This window comes from Streptomyces sp. NPDC088732 (assembly GCF_044751205.1).
Taxonomy (GTDB): domain Bacteria; phylum Actinomycetota; class Actinomycetes; order Streptomycetales; family Streptomycetaceae; genus Actinacidiphila.
The window spans coordinates 1-26,217 of the sequence record NZ_JBIVLI010000042.1; the positions used below are offsets into that span (position 1 = coordinate 1).

23 protein-coding genes, 1 pseudogene and 1 riboswitch are annotated in these 26,217 nt (G+C 69.1%); of the genes and pseudogenes, 10 read left to right on the top strand and 14 right to left on the bottom strand.

Annotation, left to right across the window (positions count from 1 at the left end):
• Positions 1-345: 345 nt before the first annotated feature.
• A complete protein-coding gene (locus ACIP9H_RS40810) occupies positions 346-1,257 on the bottom strand; it encodes a cobalamin-binding protein (RefSeq protein WP_401964069.1) in 912 nt (303 codons plus the stop codon).
• Positions 1,258-1,466: 209 nt separating this feature from the next.
• The gene (locus ACIP9H_RS40815) at positions 1,467-1,664 is read right to left on the bottom strand and encodes a hypothetical protein (RefSeq protein WP_401964070.1); all 198 of its coding nucleotides are present in this window, start codon (positions 1,662-1,664) and stop codon (positions 1,467-1,469) included.
• 429 nt (positions 1,665-2,093) lie between these two features.
• Here ACIP9H_RS40815 and ACIP9H_RS40820 point away from each other — a divergent pair, with 429 nt between their 5' ends.
• The 4 genes from ACIP9H_RS40820 (at position 2,094) to ACIP9H_RS40835 (ending at position 6,369) form a co-directional block, all read left to right on the top strand.
• The gene (locus ACIP9H_RS40820) at positions 2,094-3,359 is read left to right on the top strand and encodes a TerD family protein (RefSeq protein WP_401964072.1); all 1,266 of its coding nucleotides are present in this window, start codon (positions 2,094-2,096) and stop codon (positions 3,357-3,359) included.
• A 380-nt stretch (positions 3,360-3,739) separates the two neighbouring features.
• Complete coding sequence (locus tag ACIP9H_RS40825) at positions 3,740-4,519, top strand: hypothetical protein (protein ID WP_401964074.1); 780 nt, start codon at positions 3,740-3,742, stop codon at positions 4,517-4,519.
• 165 nt (positions 4,520-4,684) lie between these two features.
• On the top strand, positions 4,685-5,479 hold the full coding sequence (locus ACIP9H_RS40830) for a hypothetical protein (RefSeq protein ID WP_401964075.1): 795 nt from the start codon (positions 4,685-4,687) through the stop codon (positions 5,477-5,479).
• Complete coding sequence (locus ACIP9H_RS40835) at positions 5,476-6,369, top strand: hypothetical protein (protein WP_401964077.1); 894 nt, start codon at positions 5,476-5,478, stop codon at positions 6,367-6,369. The genes ACIP9H_RS40830 and ACIP9H_RS40835 overlap by 4 nt, the downstream gene beginning before the upstream one ends.
• A gap of 183 nt (positions 6,370-6,552) precedes the next feature.
• On the opposite strand, the gene ACIP9H_RS40840 is transcribed toward ACIP9H_RS40835, so the two are convergent.
• Complete coding sequence (locus ACIP9H_RS40840) at positions 6,553-7,692, bottom strand: HoxN/HupN/NixA family nickel/cobalt transporter (protein ID WP_401581282.1); 1,140 nt, start codon at positions 7,690-7,692, stop codon at positions 6,553-6,555.
• A 367-nt stretch (positions 7,693-8,059) separates the two neighbouring features.
• Between ACIP9H_RS40840 and ACIP9H_RS40845 the strand changes: the two genes are divergently transcribed.
• Positions 8,060-8,677 carry a superoxide dismutase gene (locus tag ACIP9H_RS40845; RefSeq protein WP_401581279.1) on the top strand — a complete coding sequence of 206 codons (618 nt, stop codon included), beginning with the start codon at positions 8,060-8,062 and terminating at the stop codon, positions 8,675-8,677.
• Between the two features lie 152 nt (positions 8,678-8,829).
• Here the strand turns inward: ACIP9H_RS40845 and ACIP9H_RS40850 are convergent, their stop codons facing one another.
• A complete protein-coding gene (locus ACIP9H_RS40850) occupies positions 8,830-9,207 on the bottom strand; it encodes an ArsR/SmtB family transcription factor (RefSeq protein ID WP_401581276.1) in 378 nt (125 codons plus the stop codon).
• Positions 9,208-9,295: 88 nt separating this feature from the next.
• Positions 9,296-9,497: riboswitch (cobalamin riboswitch) on the top strand.
• Between the two features lie 27 nt (positions 9,498-9,524).
• Between ACIP9H_RS40850 and ACIP9H_RS40855 the strand changes: the two genes are divergently transcribed.
• Positions 9,525-10,634, top strand: coding sequence for a HoxN/HupN/NixA family nickel/cobalt transporter (locus ACIP9H_RS40855; protein ID WP_401581275.1), 1,110 nt, complete (start codon positions 9,525-9,527; stop codon positions 10,632-10,634).
• Between the two features lie 72 nt (positions 10,635-10,706).
• Here the strand turns inward: ACIP9H_RS40855 and ACIP9H_RS40860 are convergent, their stop codons facing one another.
• Positions 10,707-12,164, bottom strand: coding sequence for a PepSY-associated TM helix domain-containing protein (locus ACIP9H_RS40860; RefSeq protein ID WP_401581272.1), 1,458 nt, complete (start codon positions 12,162-12,164; stop codon positions 10,707-10,709).
• 140 nt (positions 12,165-12,304) lie between these two features.
• Positions 12,305-12,844: a hypothetical protein gene (locus ACIP9H_RS40865; RefSeq protein ID WP_401581269.1), complete on the bottom strand. Its 540-nt coding sequence runs from the start codon at positions 12,842-12,844 to the stop codon at positions 12,305-12,307.
• 459 nt (positions 12,845-13,303) lie between these two features.
• Here ACIP9H_RS40865 and ACIP9H_RS40870 point away from each other — a divergent pair, with 459 nt between their 5' ends.
• Together ACIP9H_RS40870 and ACIP9H_RS40875 are read left to right on the top strand one after the other, a co-directional pair.
• On the top strand, positions 13,304-13,792 hold the full coding sequence (locus ACIP9H_RS40870; protein WP_401964080.1) for a monooxygenase family protein: 489 nt from the start codon (positions 13,304-13,306) through the stop codon (positions 13,790-13,792).
• A 120-nt stretch (positions 13,793-13,912) separates the two neighbouring features.
• Positions 13,913-17,239, top strand: a complete 3,327-nt coding sequence (locus tag ACIP9H_RS40875; RefSeq protein WP_401581264.1) for a BTAD domain-containing putative transcriptional regulator — start codon at positions 13,913-13,915, stop codon at positions 17,237-17,239.
• A gap of 108 nt (positions 17,240-17,347) precedes the next feature.
• On the opposite strand, the gene ACIP9H_RS40880 is transcribed toward ACIP9H_RS40875, so the two are convergent.
• The 5 genes and pseudogenes from ACIP9H_RS40880 to ACIP9H_RS40900 form a co-directional block, all read right to left on the bottom strand.
• Positions 17,348-17,626: a hypothetical protein gene (locus ACIP9H_RS40880; protein ID WP_401581262.1), complete on the bottom strand. Its 279-nt coding sequence runs from the start codon at positions 17,624-17,626 to the stop codon at positions 17,348-17,350.
• Entirely contained in the window at positions 17,623-17,829 is a 207-nt protein-coding gene (locus ACIP9H_RS40885; protein ID WP_401581260.1) for a hypothetical protein, read from the bottom strand. Before ACIP9H_RS40885 ends, ACIP9H_RS40880 begins: the two co-directional genes overlap by 4 nt.
• Positions 17,830-18,133: 304 nt before the next feature.
• Complete coding sequence (locus tag ACIP9H_RS40890; protein ID WP_401964105.1) at positions 18,134-19,105, bottom strand: cytochrome P450; 972 nt, start codon at positions 19,103-19,105, stop codon at positions 18,134-18,136.
• A 282-nt stretch (positions 19,106-19,387) separates the two neighbouring features.
• Positions 19,388-20,758: pseudogene (locus ACIP9H_RS40895) on the bottom strand (NAD(P)/FAD-dependent oxidoreductase); the annotation flags it as partial.
• Complete coding sequence (locus ACIP9H_RS40900; protein ID WP_401581259.1) at positions 20,755-20,982, bottom strand: ferredoxin; 228 nt, start codon at positions 20,980-20,982, stop codon at positions 20,755-20,757. The pseudogene ACIP9H_RS40895 and the gene ACIP9H_RS40900, both read right to left, overlap by 4 nt.
• A gap of 239 nt (positions 20,983-21,221) precedes the next feature.
• Between ACIP9H_RS40900 and ACIP9H_RS40905 the strand changes: the two genes are divergently transcribed.
• Entirely contained in the window at positions 21,222-21,782 is a 561-nt protein-coding gene (locus ACIP9H_RS40905) for a GNAT family N-acetyltransferase (RefSeq protein WP_401581256.1), read from the top strand.
• Between the two features lie 58 nt (positions 21,783-21,840).
• Here the strand turns inward: ACIP9H_RS40905 and ACIP9H_RS40910 are convergent, their stop codons facing one another.
• The 3 genes from ACIP9H_RS40910 to ACIP9H_RS40920 form a co-directional block, all read right to left on the bottom strand.
• Positions 21,841-23,133 carry a cytochrome P450 gene (locus tag ACIP9H_RS40910; RefSeq protein WP_401964083.1) on the bottom strand — a complete coding sequence of 431 codons (1,293 nt, stop codon included), beginning with the start codon at positions 23,131-23,133 and terminating at the stop codon, positions 21,841-21,843.
• A 337-nt stretch (positions 23,134-23,470) separates the two neighbouring features.
• Positions 23,471-24,130, bottom strand: coding sequence for a response regulator (locus ACIP9H_RS40915; RefSeq protein WP_401581250.1), 660 nt, complete (start codon positions 24,128-24,130; stop codon positions 23,471-23,473).
• On the bottom strand, positions 24,127-25,311 hold the full coding sequence (locus ACIP9H_RS40920; RefSeq protein WP_401581248.1) for a sensor histidine kinase: 1,185 nt from the start codon (positions 25,309-25,311) through the stop codon (positions 24,127-24,129). Before ACIP9H_RS40920 ends, ACIP9H_RS40915 begins: the two co-directional genes overlap by 4 nt.
• Positions 25,312-25,499: 188 nt before the next feature.
• On the opposite strand from ACIP9H_RS40920, the gene ACIP9H_RS40925 reads away from it, so the two are divergent.
• Positions 25,500-26,099, top strand: a complete 600-nt coding sequence (locus ACIP9H_RS40925) for a DUF308 domain-containing protein (RefSeq protein WP_401581246.1) — start codon at positions 25,500-25,502, stop codon at positions 26,097-26,099.
• Positions 26,100-26,217: the final 118 nt, after the last annotated feature.

Consider the following 26,217-nt stretch of genomic DNA (forward strand, 5'->3'; position numbering starts at 1 on the left):
ACAACACCAAGCCCGAATCAGCCACTACAAACGACGCGGTCACACACCACCCGAAGCTGCCCACCCGTCACGACAAAGACCGTTGCAGTACTAGGCCGGCCCCTGAGTGTTACCAGCAATCGGGGAACGCGACGGCGATGCGGACGTGGACGAGGGCATCGCGCGGATCGCGCAGCAGCAGATGGAGGACGGGGGCTTCCCCGGAGCGGCGGGGCACCCCGCCGCGTTGCGCGTGCAGCGTGCAGCGTGCAGCGTGCAGGCACTCGGACTCGTGGGCACGTCTGCCGGGCAGACACCCACTGGCCGTCGCAGGCGGGGACGAGGCCGCTCGCGCCTGAACGATTGTCAGAACGGCCGCGCCTCCGCCGACGTCACCGCCTCCCCGGCCTGCACGTCGTGCAGTACATGGGCGAGCACCTCCGCGCCGCGCACCACGCGAGGGCCGGGGCGGTTGAAGTAGGCCGGGCCGTCCAGGACCCACACCCTGCCGGCCCGGGCGGCGGGCAGATCCGCCCAGCCCGGCAGCGCGGTCAGGGCTTCTCGTTCGCGCAGCGTCCGCTCAGGCGAGAAGCCGCACGGCAGGACCAGGACGACATCGGGGCGCGCCGAGACGACCGCTTCCCAGGTCATGGGCTTGGTGTGCTCACCGGGTGCGGCCAGCAGGGCCTCGCCCCCGGCGCGGCCGATCTGCTCCGGCACCCAGTGGCCCGCCGGCCACAGGGGATCGAGCCACTCGATCGCCACGACACGAGGGCGCGGCCGACCGGCTGTCAGACGGGACACCCGGTCCAGGCGGTGCCGAAGTTCGGCCCGGCGTCTTTCGGCCCGGTCGCGGACGCCGAGCACATCGCCGACCGTGACCATGCAGTCCAGCACGTCGTCCAGGGTCCGTGGTTCCAGGCTCAGAACCCGGGTGCCGGTGTCCATGACGCGTACCGCCTGGCTCACCCGCTGGTAGGAGACGGCACACACCTCGCAGAGGTCCTGGGTGAGAACGACATCGGGTTCGGCGGCCGCCAACGCCTCGGTGTCCAGGGTGTAGAGGGAGGAACCGGAGTGAGCGGCGCCTCCGACGGCGTCCGAGATCTCCCTGCTGCTCAGGTCGTCCGGCGCGAAGGCGGCACCGGTGACGACGGGCACGGATGCGACGGCCTCCGGCGGCCAGTCGCACTCGTGTGTCCGCCCGGCCAACTGCGCGGCCAGGCCGAGTTCGGCCACGATGTCGGTCGCGGCCGGGAGCAGGGAGACGATGCGCATACTCCGACTGTAGGTGGCCCCTGCCGTGGTGGACGCCTCCTGAGGGCTGTCCCGTAAAGGATCTTTGGCAGGGTGGGCCACGAGTGCCCCTTCCAGGCGGACGGCTCACCCGGCGAGGAGGAGGTTGTGCATTCGTGCGATGCCGACCATGGCGCGGTGTACGCCGTCTCTGCGTGATTCTCACACTTCCGCCGGTAGTGGTGCACTGATCACTTGCTGGACAGTCGCAGATCCCCGGACCAGGTCTCGCACCGGACACGGCCGGACTCGAAGGTGAGCTCAAGCGCGAGCCGGCCGGTGTCCGGGTCCGCCTCCTCGTATACCGCCAAGACCGTCTCGCCGAGATGGTCTGCGAACGGGGCCTCGCGGTGAATGGGCGCCACCTCAACGCGGCCGGACTCCGCCATGTCGTATCCCTCAATGGGGACCGATGGCAGCCTCCTCGCCGTCGATCAGCCACACATCAAGCGGGCCTGTCCGGGGCTCCGCGCCATACAAGTGCCACGACGCAAGCACTCGTTCGAGACGCCGCCCGACCAGATGACCAGGACGCACCCCGGCCCCGTGCAATGGGCACTTGTTCGGTCGCTTCGGCTCCACCCAGCGACCGTACCGTCCGGCAAACCCACAGGTCACGTGCTTATACGGGACGGCCCTGAGGCCCTACCCCCTCCGGACCCTTACGGGCCACGCCCGCGGCACAGCCGCAACGGCCCTCAGACCCACCGCCACCGGCTGCCACTCGGGACGTGGATTCAACCGCGGAACATCAGCCGTTTCCCGGCGCGAACCGACTCAACGGACCACCATGGGTGAAGCACTCCGGGAGGCCACGAATGATCACGAACCTCACCAAGGGCGGTAATGCTCCCTTGCTGGGCAACACCTGCCAAGTCACCGTCACTACGCCGACGACGGGCATTGATGTCTCAGCTGTTCTCTTGGCCCAGGATGGCAAAGTGCGGACAGATGAGGACCTGGTCTTCTACAACCACCGCTCTCAGGACGGTGTGAGCCTTGCAGGTCAAACCATCGCTGCGGACCTGGCTGCGGTACCCGGTTCAGTTGATCGAATCGCTGTGGTAGCCAGCATTGACCCACAATGTTCGGCTCCGCACTTCGATGCGAGCAGTACCCCGCGCGCGGTGGTCGACTGCGGAGATGGCCGCATTATGTTCGCCCCACCGCCCCTCGCAAACCAGGAGACGGTCGCGGTTGTCGTCGAGTTCTACCGCCGTGCCGGCTCCTGGAAGGTTCGTGCCGTGGGCCAGGGCTGGGACACTGGGTTGGCGGGTCTGGCCAGGGATTTCGGGATCGTAGTCGACGACCCTGGCCCCGTCTCGGCCGCTGCGGCCGCAAGGCCCCCTGAGTCGCCGAGCCCGTCGCGACATGCGACAAGTGCCCAGCCGGTTCGCGCCCTTACCGTTCCGTCCGCTGCACCGCAACGGCCGCCGATGGCGCCGCTGCCCCCGCCGGGTCCTCTGGGAAGGGTTGTGCTCACCAAAGGTGGCCAGGCAACGATCAACATGCGAAAGGAAGATCCAAGCCTCGCCGTAACAGCCATGCTCGAATGGAACGGAGGCAGTGATGCCAGACGGAGGGCCGGGGCGGATCTGGATCTCTACGCGTTGCATGTTCCTCGAAGTCTGGTGACGCCCAAGGGCGCCAAGCCGAGCAAATCCGAACAGGTGATTTATTACCGGAATTTGGGATCGCTCACGGCTGCGCCATTCATCGCTCTTGATGGCGATTCCCGGAGGCCGGGGCGGGAGACGATCACGATCCGGCGTCCTGACCTGCAGGGATATGTGCTCATCTGCGCGTACAGCGCGGTTGAGAATGGTGTCGGCTCGTTCAAGTCGTACGGTGCTCGGGCAGTTGTAACCGATGGGCGGGGCTCGACTGTCACAGTACCGCTGTTCAATAATCGCAACCTGTCTTACTGGGTCGCCATTGCGTTGATCGACTTCACCGCCCCTGGCGGCATTGAGATTCGGCATGTTGAGAAGTACAGCGGGAATCACGTGGAGGCCCGTCCGATGCTGTACTCCAGTGGCAGTTTTCGGATGAGCGCAGGCAAGGTCGAATTCAAGACGAGGTAGCTGGCCGCCGTTCCACTCTTGACCCTTTCCTCCCACGGACCTCAAGCGGGCGTGGGATCGAACACGGAAATTGGCACGTGGACAAGTTGGGCAGGAGTGCACCCGCACAGGAGTGGCCACGTTTCCGCCCCTGAGTGTCGTCGCTGACGCGAGCGCATGGATCACGACGGGGGCCGCCGAACCGACTGTGTTTCGTCACCTGGGGCGGCCCATATCGTCGGTAACAGCAGGTTGCTGGCCTCCCACAAGCCTGTGTGTCACACCTCAGTGCCACACTGGCGGCACAACGAAGCTCCGGAAGGGCAGAGCGAAGCGGCAGGGTCACCCGTCGAGCGCCACCGCTCGGTGGCGGCTGGTGCCACGGGGGGAGATGCGCGGCTGTGATCTTCGACAGTCTTGATGTGTCGTACGGCAACATGTGGGGTTCCCAGCAGGGGACGACGCATCCGGACCCGATGCCGCGCGCGGTAGCGGCACGCAGGCATGCTGCCGGGATGGAGTACGCGGTTCTGCTGTCCGTGCAGGAGCGTCCGCTGGCACTGGTCGAGTACTGGCCGCGCCGGATGTGGCGTATGTACCTGTTCGACGACAGGTCCTGGCGCATGCAGATGATCGACCTCAAGCCGCACAGCGCGGGGATGTTGTTGGCTCACCGGAACACCCGTTGGCAGTTTTCCAATGAGCAGGAGCATGCGTCCTGGAATTGGGATGTTCAGGAGACCACGACCGTCTCGGCCGACGGGCAGGTCGAGGTGAGCTCCGAATTCGGCGGGCCGCTGGGGGCACTGCACGCTCTGGCAGCCGGCTCGTCGGGCGCCCGCGTGCGGCGATTCGTGACGGCCGTCGAAAGCTTCCTCTGCTCTGTACCGGAATTCGGCGACTGGCAGGTGTTCGCGCCGTTCCTTGCCCAGCAGGGGCACGAGTCCGCCAGGTCCGTAGTGCTGAGAGACGTGTCGGTGGACGAAGGATCGGGACCGCTGCGCGCTACCGGAATCGATCAATTGTTCAGTCCGGGTGCTTGCGACACTCCGGATGGGCCGGCCGCCGTCGATCTCGTTAACGCCGGCCTGCTGCGGATCACGTCAGGGCAGCTGGCGGTCTCGGACCCCGGGTGGATCGGAGAGACCCCGCGGACCGTCGGTACGCCGATGCTCCCGTAGGGGTCGGTGATCGTCATGTTCATCCGGCCTCCATGCGATTGTCGCGAACGTGTCCGACTGGTTGTACAGAGTGCGGTTTCGGCACGTGCCATCGCGCCGTTGATGTCCGCCCCCACCAGGCCGCACGAAAGATCCGCACCCTTGTCCCTTCACTTCCCAGCCCGCTTGAGGCGTTCGGCACGCCCGACGCCGGGCACGGCGCTGGCAGGGGCCGTGCTGGCGATCGTGACCGCTCTGGCCGGCCCCGCGCCCTCCGCCTCGGCCCACCCGTTCGGCCCGCCGTCCACCGCCGGCGCCAGCGTCCAGGGCTCCCGCCTGCTGATCGCGTGGAACACCGACAAGCTCGACTGGGTCGCACTCGGCGAGTCGTTGGGCGTGTTCGGCGGCCAGGGTGGCGCGAACTCCTCGAACCTGTCGTTCACGCAGCGCTTGCAGGAGGCGCCGACCATCCGCAGCTACCTGCTCAAACACATCACCGTCGCACAGGCGGGACACCCCTGCCACGGCGCTGTGGTGGAGGACATGCGGGACTTCCTCGCCCGCGGAGCCCAAGTGGCCTTCGACTGCCCGGCTCCGGTGACGGCGGTGGACGTCACGATCACCTCGCTCACCGACCTCCACCCCGCGTACCGGACCATGCTCACCGCGACTGGTCCCGCTCAGACGCAGCCGACGCTGTTCACCTCCGCCCAGCCGACCGCGCACGTACGGTTCACGGCCTCCGGGGGCAGCGTCCGCGGGACGGTCGTGGCCTTCGCCATCGGGACCGTGGCAGCCGCCCTGGCCATCGGCGGCTTCGTCCTCCGGCGGTCGCGCCGCCGCAAGGCCGCCCAAGTGGCGGGCCCTTCTGCCGTGGCGGCCCACCCGCCGACCGAGTCCCTGCTCCCGCCGGGTCAGGACTCCACTACGCACGACCCAGCACCCGCCGACGCCGGCACCGGTACCAGGAGCAACGCATGACAGGGATAGGCAGTCTCGACAACCACCTGATCGCCCTCTTCGACGGGCAATCCCTGTTCTGGGTGGTCCTGGTCGTCGCGCTCGGCGTCGGTGCCGCTCACGCGGTTGCCCCTGGCCACGGCAAGAGCATCACCGCCGCCTACCTGGTCGGCACGCGCGGACACTACAAGGACGCGGTGCGCCTCGGCGTCATCGTCGCCACGATGCACACCTTCTCGGTGCTGGTTCTCGCGCTGCTGTGGGTGGGGGTCAGCAGTACGGCGGTCAGCACCCGGACCGCCACCGCCTGGATGCAGGTCGCGGCGGGAGCGGTCGTCGCGATCGTGGGTGTGGGTCTGGTGTACCGGCACCTCCGCGACCGCCGCCGTTCTCATGGGCACGGACATGGGCACTCCCACGGGCACGGCCACTCCCATGCGGAGGGCCACTCTCACGGGCACGATCACGATCACGCGCACGCGCACGCGCACGACGAGACCGCCCACGCGCACCACCACGTCGAGCAGTTGACCAATCCGTGGTCGCGTCAGGGCCTGACGGCTCTGGCGCTCTCGGGTGGCCTGCTGCCGTCGCCGTCGGCGTTCCTGATCTTCGTCAGCGGGCTGCTGACGGGCCGCGCGCTCGGTGCTCTGGCCATCGTGATCACCTTCGGCGTCGGGATGGCGCTGACTCTCACGGGCGTCGGGGTTGCCACCATCCGTGGATTCTCGATCGTGGAAGGACGCTTTCGCGGGCAGTCGGCCACTGCCAAACTGAGGGCGTGGACCCCCGTCCTGGCCGGCGTGGCGGTGGTGACGGCGGGGTGCTTCTACATCTTCAGCGCGGTCTCCACCTTGCAGGACGACGGGGACGACCTGGTCCCGACGTCCAGCACGGCAAGGGTGCCGTAATACGCGGCACCACCTCCTGGGCTTCCCGCGGGGACGTCACGAGAACGCTGCGCGCTGCGGCGAAGAACGTGGTGAATCCAGCCCGCGCGACGTCTCGCGGAGACGGTCGAACCACGCGAACGCCCCCGGACCGGTCGGGATGGTCCAGGGGCGTTCGGATCGGGTGGGACTCGAGACGGCGGCTCAGTCGGCGCGCGGCTCCGCGGGACGCAGACCCGCGGTCCACTTCTCCTCGATGCGACCGAACTTCCACACCAGCAGGGCCACGAGCCAGGTGGCGAAGAAGAGCCCGACGATGATGAAGCCGATGATGTTGAGGTCGAGGCCGGAGACCCAGTCCCAGAACGCGCCGTGCAGGCCGGCCTTCTCGGCGATCAGGCCCAGCAGTTCGACGGTGCCGATGATGAGCGCGACGGCGACTGACAGGCCGGTGATGGTGAGGTTGTAGTAGACCTTCCGGACCGGCTTGGAGAAGGCCCATTCGTAGGCGAAGTTCATGAACGAGCCGTCGATGGTGTCCAGCAGCGACATGCCGGCCGCGAACAGCACGGGCAGGCAGAGGATCGCGTACCAAGGCAGCCCTGAGGCGGCGCCGGAACCGGCGAGGACGAGCAGGGCGATCTCGGTGGCGGTGTCGAAGCCGAGTCCGAAGAGCAGGCCGAGCGGGTACATCTGCCAGGGCTTGGTGATGGACTTCATCACACGGCCCAGGATCCGGTTCATGAAGCCGCGGTTGTTCAGCTGCTCTTCCAGCGCGGCCTCGTCGAAGTGGCCGGACCGCATCTGCCGGAACACCTTCCAGATGCCGGCGAGGATCAGCAGGTTGATGAAGGCGATGACGTAGAGGAACGTGCCGGAGACGGTCGTGCCGATCCAGCCGGTGACGTTGTGCAGTTGTGAGTCGTCGTTCTCGACCGGCCCGGCGAGAGCTTTGACGCCCAGCGACAGCAGGAAGGCCAGCCCGAAGACGATCGAGGAGTGCCCGAGGGAGAACCAGAAGCCGACGGACAGCGGCCGCTGCCCTTCACCCATCAGCTTGCGGGTGGTGTTGTCGATCGCGGCTATGTGGTCGGCGTCGAAGGCGTGGCGCATGCCCAGGGTGTAGGCGGTCACGCCGATGCCGATGCCGAAGCTCTTCGTGCCGAGGCTGTAGTGCTCCGGCGCGACGACGGCGACGAGGGTGAACCAGCCGATCACGTGCAGGCCGATGACGAAGGCAGCCATGCCGCCGACCCGCGCCCACTCGCGAGGACTGAGCGCGTGCCGGACACGGTTGAGCAGGGTCGGAGCTCCCGTTGCGGCGGGCGGTGGAGCGGTGGACATGAGCGCCTCTTTCTGGACATACCTAGGGACATGTCAAAGTAGGCGCCACAGAAAACTACTTGCAAGCTGTTCGCAGTTAACGGCGAATGCTTATAAGGCAATGATCCAGTCAAGGGTCCCAGTGGGAGGGGTCGGGCCGGGGTGGGCGGGGTCGGCCAGAACCGGCAGGTGCCGGCTGGAAAGACGATCACCCCGCGGGGGGTGCCGCGTCCGGGACCGCGGACACGACGACTCCGAAGGCTGAGGGGCCGACCCCGTCCAGGGAACATGCTGATGCACTTCTGTCGCTGTTGCAAGTTCATCGCAACAAGAGGCGTAGGGTGATCCTGGCGCAATCGATCACCCTCGCAGAAAGGGGTTGTGCCTGATGGGCACGTACTCGCTTCCTGATATGCCCTACGACTACGCCGCGCTGGAGCCGGCCATCACCGGACAGATCCTGGAGCTCCACCACGCCAAGCACCACGCCGCCTACGTCAAGGGCGCCAACGACACCTTGGAGCAGATCGCGGAGGCCCGCGACAAGGACGCCCTCACCCCCACCGGCCTGGTCGGGCTGGAGAAGACCTTCGCGTTCAACCTCTCCGGCCACGTCCTGCACTCGATCTTCTGGCAGAACCTCTCCCCGGACGGCGGTGACCGCCCGGACGGCGCCCTGGCCGACGCCATTGACGAGCACCTCGGCGGCTTCGAGGCCTTCAAGAAGCAGCTCACCGTCGCCACGGCCTCCGTCCAGGGCTCCGGATGGGGCGTCCTGGCATGGGAACCCCTCGGCAAGCGCCTGATCGTCGAGCAGGTCTACGACCACCACGGCAACGTCGGCCAGGGCACGACCCCGCTCCTGGTCTTCGACGCCTGGGAGCACGCGTACTACCTGCAGTACAAGAACGTCCGCCCCGACTACGTCACCAAGCTCTGGGACCTCGTCAACTGGACCGACGTCACCGCGCGCTTCACCGCCGCGAAGACCGCCTCCGGCGCCTGACGGCTGACGCGCATCCGGCCCCGCCCGCACGGTGTGCGGGGCCGGTGGGGCCCGCCGGGCTCACCTGCCCGTCCCGATCTCGGTCCACCGAAGGGGTCTCGCAGGCGCCGGGTGTCAACCAGCTCGTCGTCGGCCGGCGGGCGACGGCAACGTCACATGTCGGCGGCCCCGTCTCCCTGAGGGTCCGCGCAGTGTCCCAGCAGTTGCCCGGTCATGTCGTCCACGATGCGGTAGCGGACGATCCGGCCCTGTCGGTCACCGGTGACGATGCCGGCGGCCCGCAGCAGCCGCAGGGCCTGGGAGACCGCCGTGTCCGTCATGCCCGTGGCGACGGCCAGGTCGGTGACCGCTATCGGGCCCGCCGTCCGGAGAGCCAGCAGCAGGGCGAGGCGGCCCGGGTCGGCGAGCAGCGAGAATCGATCCGCCCAGGCCCGTACATGCCCAGGTTCTCCAATGGCCGCGACAGCGTCGCAGACACGGTGGCCGTCAATGGTTCGGTGGCCCGCCCGCTCGGCGGGAACAAGGTGCATGGGCGCCATCCTGGCAGCCGAGGATGTGATCTTGAATACCTGTGCGTCTTTGCACCTGTGCAGCCTTGCAGGCGGAGAGCCCGCGCTCCTAGGGTGATGGCGCCGTGGTGCTCGGGAAGACCGGTGACAGCCGATGCAAGGCTCAGTCCGGGGCGGCCCTCGCCACTGTGATCGGGTAGTTCCCGCCCCTTCCGCTTCGGCGGTGCCACTGGTCCTCACAGGCCGGGAAGGCAGGGGCGGGCGCGCTTCGCCCGTAAGCCAGGAGACCGGCCGCGGCATCTCACGAGTTGATCCACGAGGTGCTGGAGCGTGACCGCATGACCCTGCCCCCATCCGTCCCGTCCGTCCCGTCCGCCGGGCCGTTCCGCTGGCGGCGCGAGGACACGCTCCGCACCGCGGCCCTGATGGCCGTGATCGCCGCGTTGCACGTGGTCGCTTTCGGCGTCCTGTTCCTGCTGGTGACACCGAACGACTACCGGGTCGGTTCCGAGGCTTTCGGGCTCGGCCTCGGTATCACCGCCTACACCCTCGGAATGCGGCACGCCTTCGACGCCGACCACATCGCCGCCATCGACAACACCACGCGCAAGCTCATGGCGGACGGCAAACGCCCGGTGTCGGTGGGCTTCTGGTTCGCCCTCGGGCATTCCAGCGTCGTGGTGGTCCTGGCGGCGCTGGTCGCCGGCGGCGCCCGTCTGGCAGGCACCCTGGCAGACGAGGACTCCGGAACGCACCAGGCGCTGGGCGTGGTCGGAACCACCGTTTCCGGCACGTTCCTCTATCTCATCGCCGTGCTGAACCTCGTCGCCCTCCTGGGCATACTGCGGGTCTTCAAGAAGATGCGCACGGGTTTCTTCGACGAACGCGAGCTCGAAACCCACCTGGAATCGAGGGGGTTCATGAATCGCGTCCTCGGCAGGCTCACCCGCTCCATCACGCGTCCCGGGCAGATGTACCCACTCGGCTTCCTCTTCGGGCTCGGGTTCGACACCGCCACCGAGGTCGCGCTGATGGTGATGGCGGGCAGCGGGGCCGCCGCCGGTCTGCCCTGGTACGCGATCCTGTGCCTGCCGCTGCTGTTCGCCGCCGGGATGAGCCTGTTCGACACCCTCGACGGGACGTTCATGAACTTCGCCTACCAGTGGGCGTTCTCCAACCCCGTGCGCAAGGTCTACTACAACCTCACCATCACCGGTCTGTCCATCGCCGTCGCTTTCGTCATCGGCACCATCGAGCTTGTCGGGGTCCTGCACGACAAGCTCGACATGACGGACGGGGTCACGGGCTGGGTCGCCGGCCTCGATCTCGACAACGTCGGCTACGTGATCGTCGGCCTCTTCGTCGTCGTGTGGGCCATCGCGATCGCGTACTGGCGCGTCGCCAAGGTCGAGGATCGCTGGGCTGCGCGAACTGCGGGGAGCGTCTGACGCTCTTTCGGTGGCCTCCGGGTCGGGCACAGTGGTGTGCCCGACCCGGAGGCACCTTCGCTCGCTGCGACGTCAGGGGGCGGGGCGCCGCAGGTAGAGCCCGAACGCCATGTCGTAGAAGAGGAACGCGATCAGCGTGATGCCCAGCAGAGGCAGGGCCCAGCCGAGCGCGGCGACGGCCGGGACGCCGATGATCAGCACCGGCAGCGGGAGTTGTCGCCACGCCCCTCGTGCGGGGGCCTTCCCGAGGGCCGCCGTGCGGTCGCCACGCGTGGGGCGGCGCTGCCACCACATGCGGTAGCCCCACACGATGACGGAGATCAGGCCGACCGCGACCAGCGCCAGCAGGATCTGGTTGACGATGCCGAACAGCAGGCCCATGTGGCCCTGGACGCCGAGTTTGCTGAGCTTGGCCGGCAGTGGGTAGTCGACCCAGCGGCTCTCCGAGGTGACCTCGCCCTTGGCGGCGTCGACGGCGACCTGGTCGTAGTGGACCGGCCAGAGGTCGTCGTCCTGGGCCACGGTCCACGCACTCGTCGCATCGGCGGGCGGCGTCAGCTCCACCCGGCCACCGAGCCCCGCCTCGCGGGCGACCGCGAGGACCGTGTCAAAGTCGGCTGGGTCGGCCGGCGCCGGGCCGGCGCCCGTGCCGTGTCCGGCGTGCCCCGCGGGCCCGCCCTCGCCTGCGTCCGGCCCGCCCGGCAGGGCGGTGGCCAGCGCGGGCGCATGCCCCTTGGTCGCGTCCAGCAATTCCCCGAACCGGGCGCCGGCGTAGTGGGACCAGGTCAGGCCGGTGGCGCTGAGACCGAGCAGGCCGACGGCGAGCCATACGCCGGTGGCAGCGTGCCAACTGCGGGTACGCCGCACTCCGCCCGCGGAGCGGTCGGGCAGCAGCACGCCCCGTGCCGACCTGGCGCGTTGCCCGCGGGCACGTCCGAGCCACAGGACGAGCCCTCCGGCGACGATCACCCACAGCCAGCTGGCGGCGACCTCCGAGTACAGCCGGCCGGTCTCGCCAAGGTGCAGATTGCGGTGCAGGTCGTCCAGCCACGTCGTCAGCGGGGTGGAGCCGTACCACGTGGTCAGCGCCCCCTTGACCTCGGTGGTGTAGGGGTCGACGAACACCGTGCGCTGGTTGTCGCCCAGTTCCGGCAGTGACAGGACCACCCGCGTCGTGTCATCCGGCCCGGGCGGAGTGATCACCGAGGACAAGGTGCCCTCCGGGTGGGACTTCCGGGCCGCGGCGATCTGTTCGGCGATCGGGCGCGCTGTGTCTCCCACCTTCGCCACGCCGAGCTGATCGCCGTAGAAGAGCTGGTCGAGCTGGGGTGTGAAGGTGTAGGCCAGCCCCGTCAGAGCGGCCACCAGCAGGAAGGGGGCGACGAACACACCCGCGTAGAAGTGCAGCCGCACGAGCAGCGCCCGGACCCCCTTCCACGATCGGCCCCTTTGTTCGGGACCGCTTCCCGGGGCAGCCGATGCCGCTATGAGGGCGTTGTCCCTTGACGCTTCTTCTTGTGTCGATGACATTGCTGCATCCCCAATCGGCGCCCGGCGCGCGGGGCGCGGGCGCTCACAAAGCCGACGATTGTGTCCGCCTCAACGGCGGTACGGCGTGCGTGCGGGCACGCCGCACTGCGCCCGTCATCGCACAGCAGCGAGACGGACGGTCAGGAGCACATCGCCGGCCGCGGCGGGCCGCGCCGGGTGACGCCGTGCCACAGGGCCGCCTGCTGAGACAGCCGCGAGGGGGCGTGAAGGGACACTCGCGTCGCCTGCGCCGGTGGGCTGACCACGACATGGACGAGGAAGGCCCTGCGCAAAGGAGCGAAGACGAACGCGGCCAAGGAGCGGCCGAGCCGGAAGGCAGCAGCCTCACCGCGCCACAGCCACAGGCCGCACAGCACCGCCGCGAGGGCGTGCGCGCCGAACATGCCGGGCGACCAGCCGCTCATCGCGGCGCTGCTCATGGGCATTGCTTCCGCGGAGCCCGAAACCTGATGGCCGACAGCACCGTCCCCGGCACCCGAAGGAGCCGCGGCGAAGGCCTGGGCGAGGCCGAACCAGCCGTGCAAGGCGAATTGGGTCACCACGGTCGCGCCCAGCACCACTGCCGCGCCGCGCTCACGTCGACCCGCCAGCCACCACGCGCCCGCGGTCGTCGCGGCGAATGCGTACCCCACCGCCCAGCCCGGAACCGACCGCGACATCAGCGCATGTCCAAGACCTGTCACCGCGACACACACGGCCGCGAACACCGCGGCACGTGCGAGACGGAAGGCAGGCCCGGGCGTCATGAGCAGCCATGATGCCATTCACCACCCGAATGAGGGATGGGGCGCACGGAAGCACCACCGGCGCGCCCACAGCTGTGCTAGGGCAGATCTCGGAAGGCGAGTGCGGGATGGCGCCGACCCGGAAACTGCTCCAACGTTTGTAAACTCCGCCTGGGCAGAGGGTTGCTGTGCGCGCGCCGGCGGCCTGCTCGCCGAACTCCACAGCTGAGTGCGACCGCACGGATGCCGCCGCCCGCGCATTCAGTCGACGTCAAGTGTCCATTCCGTGCCGGTCACTAGCTTTGGCCCGTCACCCAACGAGCCAAGGAGACACCAGCGATGCCTACGCGCGTCAATCGGCAGACAGTCGACCTCACTCCATATCCCGACCTCGTGGTCGTCTACCTCGGTATGCGAGTCAATCGGCTCTACGGCCTGCGCACCTTGGCCGGCTACGGCCCGCAGATCGGCCAATCCGGGAAAGACCGGCCGGAAGGCATGCTGTCGCACGAGTCGCTGCTGTGGTCGCTGTTCCCCATGCACGTCGGCATCCGCCAGTACTGGCGCGACCTGCCTTCGCTCTTGTCATGGGCGCGGTCCGAACCGCACCGGCGCTGGTGGCGAGACTTCCTGCGCGACAGCGGCGGCACCGGCTTCTGGCACGAAACGTACCTGATCCGCGGCGGTATGGAGGCGGTGTACGACGACATCCCGAGCCAGCGGGGCTTCGCCTCCTTCGCCCCCGTGCGGCCGGCGCGCGGCCACCTGTTCGGCTCGGCCGCGCGAGTCGGACGTCCTGAAGAAACCACCGCACCGGTCGTCAGCGAGGAAGAGCTCTACACGCCGGACACCCAGCCGGAACCCACCGACGGAACGGCTTGACACAGCGTCGGCTCGGCGTCCGGAACGGCTCCGGTCCGCGCCTCGGAAGTCACTCGCGCCGGACGGGAGCGAAACGATAGGCTTCCAGCGATTGCTGTTCTGGAGGCGAGAGGTACCGCGGTGTCAGTCCCCGTAGTCCCCTCTGGCGGCGAGGATCAGCCGGCCGGCCGATCTTCGCCGTATCTGCAGATCTTGGGCCCGCTACGGATCTGGCGCGACGGTGTCGAACTGGATGCCGGGCCACGACAACAGGCATACCTCCTGGCGCTGCTGCTGGCCCGCGCCGGCCGGCCGACCAGCACGGGCGAGCTGATCGACCTGATCTGGGGCGATGACGTCCCCAACAGCGCGCTCAACATCATCCACAAATACGTCGGCGCGTTGCGGCGACTGCTCGAACCCGCGATCCCCGCCCGTGAATCCGGCTCCTACCTGCACCGCCGCGGCAACGCCTATTTGTTCTCCACCGCCCCCGGCGCCCTGGACCTCCTCACCTTCCGAGAACTCGTTGCGACCGCCAAAGAGGCCATGGCACAGCAACGCCAGGAAACGGCGCTCGACCGCTATGTCGAAGCGCTCGGTCTCTGGCGGGGCCGGGCGGGCGACGGGTTCACCCACAGGTCGACCGCACTGCCGACCTTCACCGGTCTCGACGACGAGTTCCGCGCCGCGTGCACCGAAGCGGCCAAGCTGGCCGTGTCGCTGCGCCGACCGGAATCGGTGCTGTCGGCGCTGCAACTCGCCGCATCGACATCGCCGTTCCACGAACCCGTCCACGCCGGCCTCATCACCACCCTGGGGGCCGCGGGACGCCGGGCCGAGGCACTGTCGGCGTACCACAGGGTCCGCGCCTGCCTCGCCGACGAACTCGGCATCGATCCCGGTCCGGATATACGGGCCGCACACCTGCACGTGCTGACGCAGCCCCAGACCTCGCCGCCCGTGGCGAGTACGGCCGCCGCTTCGGCGCGGAAGGAAGCCGGCCTCGTCGGCAGGGTCGAGGAACTCGCCGTACTGCGCCAAGCCGTGGAGAAGGCTTTCACCGGCAGTGCGGCGCTCGGCATCGTCCAAGGGGAGCCGGGCGTGGGCAAGACCCGGCTGCTGCAGGAGATCGCTGCAGAAGCGAGTCGGCGTGGCGCGCTGGTCGTCTGGGGTTCGTGCCTGGAAGGCGACGGAACACCGTCGATGTGGCCCTGGGAGCAGACACTCCGCCCGATTCTCGACAGCCTCCCCGCGCCGTTGCGGGAGAAGTGGCTCGCCGGCGAGCTCGGCGGACTCTTCCAATCTCCGGACGACTACGCCACCGGGTCGGCGATTCCCGACAGCCGTGCACAGTTCCGCCTGTTCGAGCAGGTCGTCACCGTCGTCGGGCATGCCTCGGCGCAACGGCCCATGCTGCTGATCGTCGATGACCTGCAGTGGGCCGACGCCGCCTCACTCCAGCTGTTCGGCCACCTGACGGCCCGGCCGCCCACCGGCACGGTGATCATCGGAGCGCTACGCGATCGCGCACCCGTACCCGGCTCCAGCCTGTCGCGGGTCCTGGCGACCGTCGGCCGGCTGCCCGGCCACCGCAGGATCCGGCTCGGCCCGCTCGGCCTGACCGACGTGACCGAGCTCATCCGCCGCGAAACCGGCCGCGAGCCCGGCGCCGAAGTCGCCCGCGGCATCCATGCTCGCACCGCCGGCAATCCGTTCTTCGTCCAGGAGCTGTCCCGGCTGCTCAGCGAGGGTGGTTCGCTCGGCGACGGCGGCGCATCCGTACCAGCCGGCGTGCCGGCCACCGTGCGAGACGTCGTCCGCGATCGGATGACCGGCCTCGACGACAGCGCTCACAGCCTGCTGCGTACCGCCGCGGTCATCGGCCGCGACGTGGACCTCGACCTACTTGCCCGCGCGATGGGCGTCGAGATCGCGGAATGCCTCGAATGCCTCGAACCGCTGCAAGAACTCGGTCTCCTGGAGGCCAAGCCGGAAGACCCGTTCTCGTGGCACTTCGCGCACGACCTGATCCGCGAGTCGATCACCGAGGCCACCGCGCGGCAGCAGGCCGTCCAGCTGCATCTGCGCGTCGCCGACGCCCTCGAACCCATCCACGCCGACGACGAGTCCGTCGCCGAACGCCTCGCCTACCACCTGTGGGCCGCCGGCCCCCTGGCCGACTCGGGTCGCACCGCGAAGGCACTGGCACGCGCCGGTCGCCGCGCGGCGACCAAGCTCGCGTTCGCGGCCGCCTATCGGAACCTGGAATCGGCCATCCAGATCGCCCGGACAGCAGGACTGCCGGAGATCGAACTGTCCGTCCTGGCGCTGCTCAACCTCCTCGCCGTCGAGCCTCCGGGAATGGGCGGCTCGACGTACGATCTGCTGGAACGGGGCGCATATCTGGCCCGCAGACTCGGCCGCGAGACGGCCGAGGCCGAGTTCCTCTTCTATCGGATGACCGGGGCCTACGTCTCCACCGAGAAAGACCGCGGGATGTGGGCTCGCCGGCTGCATGAGCAGGGCCAGGCGTCCGCGGACCCGAAAATCCAGGCGTACGGCCGGCAGGCCTGGGGCCTGTACCACTGGGACATCGGCGACATCGGCGCGGCCTATCAGTGTTTCAGCTGGTTGGGCCGTACCACCGCGGACGACGTTGCCTCGCTGCTCGCGAATTCGGCCGACCCGCACCCGGGACCGGCTCAAGAAAGTCTGTACCACCTTGCCGACCAGGTCGGAGGTGTCCCGATTCGACGCCGTGACGACCGCGGACGCTGGCGGATCCCCGATGAGTGGATCGGCTATTTGGGGGTCATTACCTCGCTGCATGGCGATGTCGAGACGGGGCGTTCCCTGCTCGGCACGGTGTACCAGGCCGAGGGGGACCTCTTCGAGATGTCGGGCTGGACCCGTTACCAGACCATGGCTGCCTCGATGGCCGGTGACGCGGACTGGGCGATGCAAGCGACCGAAAGGTGGGTCGCGGCCAGCGCCGACCTTCCCGGCGTCGCCCAGGAAACCTATATACGGCTGGACTGGTACTGGGCCCGTGCCCTCACCGGCGATGACCCGGCCGGCGCCGCGGCCAAGGCCGAACAACTCCTGGCCGCGACCCTGGCCGACCCGCCGAGATGGGGCCTCGCCTACTGGTACGGACTGGTGGCCGAGATGTGGTTGGCAGCCGAGCTGCCCGACCGGGCCGCTTCCGCCCTCGACCAGGCCGACCAGGCCATCAAAGCCCACGGTCAACGCTACGCCGAAGGGCTTCTCCTGCTCCTGCGCGCGCGCCTGCTGCAGGCCCGCGGCGAACCCGTCGATGTCGTGCGAGCCGCCGCAGAGGAAGCCCGCACCCGATCCGGCGAACGCGGGGCCCACCTCTTCGCTCGCCGCGCCGAGAGGTTCCTGGCCGTTCTCGACGAGAATCCCGGAGCCCTAGTCGTAAGCGACTCTCATGAACCTTCGTAGGTTGATGAGTCCGGTGACGGCGGCGCGTTCGACGGCCGCGCGCACGCTGGGGAGCAGGGCGTTGTCCCGCTTGTGGTTCTCCGGCAGGTCGCGGCCGGGTAGGCGCTTTTACGGCACGAGGCCGACGCCGACGTAGCCGAGGTCGGCGAGTTGATGGATGCCGTCCATCAGGTTTTTGAGGCCCGAGGCGTGGGCGTGCGCGTCGTGGCGCGCCCCGGGTATCGGCACCGGTCCGACCGCGACGAGATCGCCGTCCATCAAGCAGGCGATCTGCACATTCATGCCGGCGTAACCGGCCTTGACCGAGTGCAGGTCGTTGTGGTGGTTCCAGTCCCAAGTGGGGCAGACGGTGCCGTCGATCACGGCGGTCCCGGCCCGGATCGTCACACGAACGCCGGCTCCAACACCGCCGCCGACCACATCGAAGCCACCCGGATGACGCCGGCCCAGCTGCCGAAGACGTTCCGGCGCGGGCGCCAGACACCGATCCGGACCGACTCCGCGGGCGGCACCCATGCCCTCCTGAACTGGCAGACCGCGCGCGGACGTCGGCTGTCGCACTCGGTGGGGACGACCATCACCGACGCCATCCACGCCGCAATCCCGCAGATCCCGCAGGCCGCCCGGACGTCGGCCGTCGAACCCGATGGCGAGATCCGCGACGGGACCTGGGTGGCCGAGCCGGCCGGCGACTGCCTGAAGGGCTGGCCGAAGGGGATGCGGCTGATCTGCCCGGTCTGCAGTCGGTCTCGCGGAGCGCCCCTTCCGCATCCCGGTGGAGATCGAGGCCGAGGTCCTGATCCGCTGACCTTGCTCTGCCCTCCGCGTCGGGCGGCTCGGCGGTCTGTCGGCCGAGGGGGCGCGGCCTTTCAACGGCCCCCGCTCGCTGCCGAGTCAACCGTCACCCTGCTCGATCTCGAGATGGACCGGACCCCGCAGAACGGGGCTGCGCCGGTACGGCGGCGGGTCGGTGACCAGCCTGGGGCGGTCGAGCCGGCGTACCAGCTCGGTCAGCGCGGTCTGGGTTTCCCGCCGGGCCAGCGGGCCGCCGAAGCACAGATGGATGCCGCTGCCGAACCCCAGGTGCTGGTTGTCGTGCCGATCCGGGTCGAAGCGGTCCGGATCGTGGAAGCGCTTCGGATCACGGCTGCCCGAGGCCAGCATGAGCATGATCTGGGAGCCCTGGGGGATGACGGTGTCGGCGACGGTGATGTCGCTGTATGCCACCCGCCAGGGAATGATCTGCACGGGGGGCTCGTAGCGCAGCAGTTCCTCGACCAGTGGCACGACGAGGTCCGGTTCGTCGCGCAGTCGCCGCAGCACCTGCGGGTGGCGCAGCAGTGTCAGCATGCCGTTGGTGATGAGATTGACGACGGTCTCATGGCCCGCGACGAGGAGCAGTCTGGCGGTGGCGACGATCTCGGCGTCGGTCATCCGGCCGTCGGGCCCGTCGTCGTTGGCCAGTCGTGACAACAGGCCGTCTCCCGGCCGGCGGTGGCTCTGTTCCACCAGCTCGCCGAGGCACTGGTACAAGTCCTTGCGGGCCTGTACGCCCTTGTCCAGTTTCTCCTTCGGGTCGGTCTCAGGGGTGTAGTCGACCGAGTTCATCAGATCGCTCACCCAGCGGTGGACATCCGGTTCGACCTCGCGGGGCACGCCGAGCACGCGACAGTTCACGGTCACAGGGAACGGGAAGGCGAAATCGTCGACGACGTCGATCCGCTCCTTGCCCGCGAAATCGTCGATCAGGCCCGCGACGACGGCGGTCAGGGTCCCTTCCATGCCGATCACCAACCCCGGGGTGTGCGGGGGGCCGAACTGACGCATCGCCATGCGCCGCAGGCGATCGTGCTCGGGCGGGTCCATGTGGATGAAGGACGACGTGGCCGCTCCCTCGACCGGCGGTGGTGGATCCGACAGATTGCCCAGGTCGGAGCTCAGATGCGGGTCATTCAGCACGTCCGTGATCTCACGATACGTACTGATGACCCAGCTGCCGTCCTCCTGCCGGGCCACCGGCGTCTCACGCAACTCGGCATACAGCGGGTACGGGTCCGCCCTGGCGGAATAGTCGAAGATCCGTTGCAGGGTGCCGGGAGTCCGGGGCGTGGTCGTCCGGTCCTCCGCCTGCCGCTGCTGGTGCACGGCCGTGACGCGGCGCCCACCCGGATCCTGGCCGGCGACGACCACCGTGGCGCTCTGGGCGAGCAGGGCGAGGCCGGGGAGGTCGACGGGCACCGGTTCCATGCCGGCGGGCCGGTCGGGCGTGGGGCAGGGGGGCGGGAAAGGTGCGGCCGTCTCGATCAAGCGCCGGTAGTGGTCCAGCCACTTGCCGTTGTTGAAGCTCACGGCAGCCGTGACGCGGCCCCGGTAGCCGTACGCGGTGACGAAGCGGTGGTCGTCCAGCGATCCCTGGGTGACGGCCACTTCGTCGGCGAAGGTCGGCACACCGACGGACTTGATGTTGACGCCGAACTGGATCGACCAGAACAGCGGGATGGACACGTGGGCTCGGCGGTCCTCCGGGACGCTGACCATGTTGTGCGCCGCGACCTCTGCCTGCTCGACGGCGTTGACCCAGTGCTCCATCGAGATGAGCCGGTTCTCGTAGAGGGGGTTCGGGCACCGTGCCACGTCTCCCGCGGCGAAGACGTCGTCGGTGACGCGGCCGTCGACGCCGAGGGCGCGGCAGCCCGTGTCGCAGGTGATGCCCCACACGCCCGCCGCCAGTCCCGATTCCCGCAGCCACTCGGTGTTCCGGATGCTCCCTAGCGCCACTATCGCCACATCGGCGTCGACCGTACTGCCGTCGTCGAAGTGAGCACGGCGAAACCGTCCCTGCGCGTCGCCCTCCAGCCGGGCGACTTCGACACCGCACCGCAGGTCGACACCGTGAGCACGCTGCATGGCGGCCGCGACCTCGCCGATCATGGCGCCGAGCGCCCCGACCAGCGGGGCGGGCGCGAGTTCGGCGACGGTCACCGGGATGTCCCGCTCGCGGCAGACGGAGGCGATCTCGGAGCCGGTGAATCCCGCACCGATGACCAGCACGCGGGAAGGCCCGGCGGCGAGGGCCCGTTGCAGGCTCTCGGCATCCTCGCGCGTACGGAGGACGAACACTCCGCCCAGGGACGCCTCGGACTCGGCGAACCACGGCCGGGCCCGCACCCCGGTGGAGATCAGCACCCGGTCGAAGGGAACCTCGCGTCCGTCGGCGAGACGCACGTGGTGCGTCGCGAGGTCCAGCCCGCCGGCGGGCACACCCCGCAGCCACTCCGCATCGATGCCACGGCGGCGGGGCAACGCGGTGCGCCCGGCCGGCACCCAGCCGGTCAGTACCTGTTTGGACAGGGGAGGCCGGTCGTAGGGCTCGCCCGGCTCGTCGCCGATCATGGTCAACGATCCGGTGAAACGCTCGTCCCGCAGCGCCTCGGCGGCCCGCAGCCCCGCCAGAGAGGCACCGACGACCACGATGCGGCCATCGCGCTTGAACGCACGCAGGTTGTCGGTACCGGTCATGACGGCGAGGCCTCCGGCGGTGCGTGCCGCGCCTCCAACCGGTCGACCAGGATCGCCTGGACCGGGCAGGCCGCCGCGGCGCGCAGCACCTGGTCGCGCGAGGCGTCATCCGGGTGGGGGTCGTACATGAGCGCTTCCTCACCGTGCATCCGGAACGCCTCCGGAGCCAGGAACGCGCACTGCGCATACCCCGTACATCGGGAAAGATCGACGACAACCTTCACCCCGGCCTCCACAGGGAGCGGGAGCTGTGGACCTTCAAGCCGGCGCCGCTCCGGCGCCCAAGGCATTCCGGCCGCTGTCCGCCGACATCGGACGGGAACCACGTGGTGCAATACAGCGGAAAACCACCACGAACCAGCATAACGGCGGCACCGATACCGGTGGATCCGATCGCCCCGGACAACGTCCGCCTCGGCGTGCCCGTCGGCCTCGCGCACACAGCAGCGTGATCAAATGTGGCATGGCATCGTCGTGCTGGACCGGTCATCGGGTACGCCTGCGCGCTGTCGAGCCCGACGACTGGACGGCGTTCGCGCGGTTCGCCGACGACGGCGGGCCGCGCGGGGGACGCCTGGATCTGCCGAGGTCCGCCGAGATCCACCGTGCCTGGGCGAAGGAACAGGCCGTTGCCGTGGGCGACGACGACCACTTCCGGCTGGCGGTCGAAGCGACGGCCACGGGAGAGCTGGTCGGTGCAGTCGGCTCACATCGCACCGGCCCTCACTCAGGCTGGTTCGAGTGCGATGTCACCATCAGCGCCGACCACCGGCGCAATGGCTACGCGACGGAAGCCGTGGTGCTGCTGCTGCGCTTCATGTTCGCCGAGCGGCGCTACCACAAATGCCTGGCAGCGGTTTTGGCCCCCAACGAGGCATCGCTGGCACTTTTCCGTTCGCTCGGCTTCACCGAGGAGGGGCGCTTGCGGGAACACGTATTCTTCGCCGGCCGGCACCACGACCTCGTCATGATGGGCATGCTGGCCGACGAGTTCGACCGGCGACACACGATGAGCGAACCATGAGCCGGTGACCGAGCGCGTGTGAAGGGGAGACGGCCTGCCACCGAGAGCAGGACTGCCCTCAGCCGCGCACGGTGGCACGCAGGTGCAGGCCGGCGGTCGCGAGACCTTCGAAGGTGATGACCCGGTAGCCGGGTTCCGTGCCGGGCGGCTCGCTCACGTGGTAGCGGCGGGCTGTCTGCGCGGTCAGGAGCGTGAGCACGGCCATGGCCAGAGCGGCTCCCTCACAGCCGTGCGGCCCGGTGCCGAAGCCGAGGAAGACCCCGGGTTTCGCCGACGAGCCCGAATCGTCGAGCCAGCGTTCGGGCCGGAACCGGTCGGGTTCGGGGTGTTCCCGTGCATCGCGGTGGGCGGTGTAGGGGCAGACGAGCACGGTGGACCCGGCGTCGATGGTGTAGTCGGCGAGCTGAGTTTGTCGCGGGGCGCGCCGGGTGAGCAGCCAGCTCGGGGGGTGCAGCCGGAGCACTTCGCGTACCACCGCCTGGGTGTACCGCAGGTTCTCGAGGTGGGTGCTGGTCGTCGTGGCCGGGTCGGCGGGCAGGAGGGCGGCCTCGGCCGCGACGCGGTCCGCGGCCTGGGGGTATCGGGCCAGGTGGAGCAGGATCCATCCGGCCGCCCGGGAGGGTGTCTCGAAGGTGGCGACGGTGATCCCGGGGAGGGTGTCGAGGATGACCTCTTCGGACAGCGGGCCGTAGCGGGCGGAAGGCCGGAGCATCTGTCCCAGCACGTCGTCACCGGGCCGGTCCGATGAACGGCGCCGGCGGACGACGGGCCGCAAGGCGTCGGTGAAGGCGATTTGCCGTCGTGTGCGGAACCGCCGCGCCGGTGTGGGGACCCAGCGCGGCCATACCCAGCGGGAGGGACGTACGAGCACCTCCCGGGCGACGAAGAGCTGCCAGGCGAAGGGCAGCAGGGCGGGAGCGTCCTCGGAGAAGAGGTAGCGCACGCCGATCTCCGCCAGGACGGGCCGGACCAGGGGCAGAATCTCGACGTCCCGGTCCGTGGGCCACTGGTCGGCAAAACGAGCGGTCCCGGGCGCGATCTCACCGACCCGGGCCGCGACGGCCTGCGGGCGCAGTCCGCGCATGCGGGCAGCACGAGCGTGCGCGCGTTCCTCGGGCATCGGCGCTCCGCCGGCCCGCTTCAACGACGGGAAGAGGGGCGAGGACGGCTTGGGGAAATCCTGAGAGCGGTGCAGGACCGCTTCGCACACCCCGGCCGTAGCGGCTACGTAGACACCCGACTCGAGCTGCCAGACGTCCCCGCACTCGTCGGCGCCGCGGCGCGCCAGTTCGAGTCGGTCGCGGCTCCAGGCCGCGAAGCTGCCTCCGGGCAGCCGCGGCGGCTCGTTCACACGGCCCATGGGATCGGCCCCTGACTTCTTGGAGCGGTCAGGCCTGTGTCGTCGGCAGCGTGGTCACGAGCCGACGGGAGCCCGGGGGCGCCCGCCGACCATGTGGTCACACCCTGTCGTCGCCGGTGTGCGTGCCCCAGTCGTGGGCCCCGTACGCACCGTAGTTGCGGGTGAAGGACAACTTCGCGAGCAGCTTGGCGATCATGAGGCACTCCTCTCACTTGCCTTCGGCACCATGTGCCGTACGTCCAATTTTTCCGCATATGCCACATGGATTCAAGGCGCGTGCCTGCGGGCCGGCCCCGCAGCCTGCCGACGCCCGGTCCGCCTTCAGGGCTCAGGGGTAGAGGCCGGCCCGGAAGGCGAACGAGACCAGCTGCGCCCGATCACGTGCGCCGACCTTCGTCATCGCCCGCACCGCGTGCGTCTTCACGGTGAACGGCGACACGGACAGCTGGGCCGCGATCTCGTCGTTGCCGAGACCGCTCGCGACGAGGACGACCACGTCACGTTCCCTGGGTGTCAGAGCGTCGAAGCGCCGCAGGAGTTCCTTGTCGATCACCGGGGGCGGGCTGTGGGTCATGTGGCCGATGAGCGCGGCCGTCGCGGCGGCCGACAGCGCACCGCCTCCACCGACGACCTCGGCGATTCCGGCGACGAGTTCAGCGGGGCTCACGGTCTTGCTCAGGAAACCGTTGGCGCCCGCGCGCAGGGCCGCGAGGACGATGTCGTCCTGGTCGAACGTGGTCAGCACGATCACCCGCGTCTTCTCGGGCGGATGCTCCGCGCGGATCCGGCGGGTGGCCTCGACACCGTCGATGCCGGGCATCCGGATGTCCATCAGGACCAGGTCGACGGGGTGCTCCCGGAGGAAGGGGACGACCTGGAGTCCATCCGAGAGGTCACCCACGACAACGAGACCCGGGTCGAGCCCGAGCATCGTCCGGATGCCGGCCCTGATGTCGTCCTGGTCGTCGACGATGAGGATGCGCGTCATCGGACGACGGCTCCCAGGGGGCTGAACTCCGCGTGGATCCGGAATCGCCCGTCGTGACTGTCGATCGTCAGCCGCCCGCTGGAGGACTCGACGCGTTCGCGCATCCCCACGAGTCCGAGCCCGCTGCCCGGCCCGGAGCCGCGGAGTGAGGGACCGACGCGGTTCTCCACGGTGACGCAGATCCTGCCGTCGCGCTCGCCCACATCCACCGTCGCCGTCCCCTCACCGTGCCGGTAGGCATTCGTGAGTGCTTCCTGAACGACGCGGTAGACCGTCACGCCGACACTGGGCTCCACGAAGCCGGCGGGAATGTCGATGGAGGACCGGATGTCGAGGCCGATGCTCTCGAAAGAGGCGATGAGCCCTTCCAGGCCGCTGAGCGCAGGGGTCGGCCGCAGTGCCTCGCCGTCGGGGACGTCGTCGCCGAGGCGGAGGAGCGCGAGGATGCGTTGCGTTTCGAGGATGACGGTGCGGGCGCTGGACCTGGCGGAGACGAGGGCCTGCCGGGAGGACTCGGCGTCTTCGGGCAGCCCGATTTCCGCCGCACCGAGGTGCAGGCTCAGCATCGCGACCTGGTGGCCGATGACATCGTGGAGGTCGCGGGCGATGCGGAGCCGTTCTTCGGTCACGCGCCGGGTGGCTTCGCTCTCGCGGGTGGCGATGGCGCTCTCGGCCCGTTCCTCCAGGGTCCACCAGTGGTCCCGATGGATGCGGAGCGCGGCCCCCGTCGCGCCTCCTCCCACAGCCGAGAAGAAGGCGGCGGCTCCCACGACCGCGCCGCCACGGAATCCTCCGAATGTCATGAACGCTCCGAGGAAGAATGCCGCCACGATGCCGGTGGCGGCCAGCGGCTGCTTTCCCCGGAGGGTGACCGAGAACAGTACGAGCACCGCCATCATCCACACCGAGAAGGGGTCGTGGCCCACTGCTGTGACGGCGAAGGACGCCGCGCTCGTGAGGACCAGTCCTGCCCACGGCTTCCACCACGAGAGGGTGACGCCCGCGCCGGCGAGGAGCACGGAGAGGACCGTCGGCCAGTCCGAACCCCTCAGGACCGCCGCCACGATCTGGCCGGTGAACACCAGGGCGGCCAGCGTGTAGGCGACCCGGTGCGGCACCTCGGGGCGGCGGACCCACAGCGGTGCCGTGAGCCCGTCCTGACTGTTCCGCGCCGTGTCCATGAGCCGATTCTCGTCCACGTGTGCGGCGGTCGTGTACTTCGAACGATGTACATCGGGACGGCAGGGCACATGCCGTCGACGCGGACGGCAGAACTACTTCGTTCGAAGTACGCGGTGCCTCCCGAGGCGCCTGAGACTCCTCATCGAGGCGACCGTCTCACACCGTCACGATCATAACGGGACACCCGATGACTCAGACCACCGCAACCTCGGCCACTTCGGCCACGGCCACGACGACGACCTCCGGGCTCCGATCGCTCCACCTGATCCGAGTCGCCTTCTCCCTTGTCTGGGTGGCACTTCTCTTCACGACCTCCGCCTCACTCGTGTCGACGGACAAGCCCACACTGATCGCGGCAGTGCTGCTCGTCGTCTACCCCCTGTGGGACGCCGTCGCCACACTCCTTGAGCGTCGTCTGGCCGGCACCGGCACCGGGAACCCCGTGAGTACCGTCAACGTGGGTCTCGGCCTGGCTACGACCGCAGCAATGATCATCGCCGTGTTCTCCACCGTCGCGTCAGCCCTGCTCGTGTTCGGCGTCTGGGCCCTGCTTTCCGGTGCCGTCCAGCTCGTCGTGGCGATCCGGCGCCGGCGCACCGTGGGCGCCCAGTGGCCCATGATCATCAGTGGTGGACAGTCCGTGCTCGCCGGCGCCACCGTCGCCGCCACGTCCGCCTCCGCGACGAGCAGCCTGTCCACCGTCGCCGGATACTCGGCCTTCGGTGCCTTCTGGTTCCTGGTCTCCGTCGTCGCCCTCAGCATCCGCGGCCGACGTGAGAGCCGCTGACCACCGCCGGAGCAGCCCGAGTGACCGTCCCGCTCGGCCGCCTCGCCCTGTCTTCCGGCGGCCGCTCCGTCCAACGCCACCCGCGGCCGGTTCGCAGGGGCAAACCGTACTGTGACAG

What these genes read in the sequence shown, in the direction of transcription:
- ACIP9H_RS40845 (WP_401581279.1), top strand. Translation starts at nt 8,060, where the DNA reads ATGGGCACGTACTCGCTTCCTGATATGCCCTACGACTACGCCGCGCTG.
- ACIP9H_RS40835 (WP_401964077.1), top strand. Translation starts at nt 5,476, where the DNA reads ATGACAGGGATAGGCAGTCTCGACAACCACCTGATCGCCCTCTTCGAC.
- ACIP9H_RS40820 (WP_401964072.1), top strand. Translation starts at nt 2,094, where the DNA reads ATGATCACGAACCTCACCAAGGGCGGTAATGCTCCCTTGCTGGGCAAC.
- ACIP9H_RS40890 (WP_401964105.1), bottom strand. Translation starts at nt 19,105, where the DNA reads ATGGACCCGCCCGAGCACGATCGCCTGCGGCGCATGGCGATGCGTCAG.
- ACIP9H_RS40920 (WP_401581248.1), bottom strand. Translation starts at nt 25,311, where the DNA reads ATGGACACGGCGCGGAACAGTCAGGACGGGCTCACGGCACCGCTGTGG.
- ACIP9H_RS40840 (WP_401581282.1), bottom strand. Translation starts at nt 7,692, where the DNA reads ATGTCCACCGCTCCACCGCCCGCCGCAACGGGAGCTCCGACCCTGCTC.
- ACIP9H_RS40905 (WP_401581256.1), top strand. Translation starts at nt 21,222, where the DNA reads ATGGCATCGTCGTGCTGGACCGGTCATCGGGTACGCCTGCGCGCTGTC.
- ACIP9H_RS40915 (WP_401581250.1), bottom strand. Translation starts at nt 24,130, where the DNA reads ATGACGCGCATCCTCATCGTCGACGACCAGGACGACATCAGGGCCGGC.
- ACIP9H_RS40855 (WP_401581275.1), top strand. Translation starts at nt 9,525, where the DNA reads ATGACCCTGCCCCCATCCGTCCCGTCCGTCCCGTCCGCCGGGCCGTTC.
- ACIP9H_RS40925 (WP_401581246.1), top strand. Translation starts at nt 25,500, where the DNA reads ATGACTCAGACCACCGCAACCTCGGCCACTTCGGCCACGGCCACGACG.
- ACIP9H_RS40865 (WP_401581269.1), bottom strand. Translation starts at nt 12,844, where the DNA reads ATGTCGCGGTCGGTTCCGGGCTGGGCGGTGGGGTACGCATTCGCCGCG.
- ACIP9H_RS40850 (WP_401581276.1), bottom strand. Translation starts at nt 9,207, where the DNA reads ATGCACCTTGTTCCCGCCGAGCGGGCGGGCCACCGAACCATTGACGGC.
- ACIP9H_RS40860 (WP_401581272.1), bottom strand. Translation starts at nt 12,164, where the DNA reads ATGTCATCGACACAAGAAGAAGCGTCAAGGGACAACGCCCTCATAGCG.
- ACIP9H_RS40815 (WP_401964070.1), bottom strand. Translation starts at nt 1,664, where the DNA reads ATGGCGGAGTCCGGCCGCGTTGAGGTGGCGCCCATTCACCGCGAGGCC.
- ACIP9H_RS40885 (WP_401581260.1), bottom strand. Translation starts at nt 17,829, where the DNA reads ATGGCGTCGGTGATGGTCGTCCCCACCGAGTGCGACAGCCGACGTCCG.
- ACIP9H_RS40810 (WP_401964069.1), bottom strand. Translation starts at nt 1,257, where the DNA reads ATGCGCATCGTCTCCCTGCTCCCGGCCGCGACCGACATCGTGGCCGAA.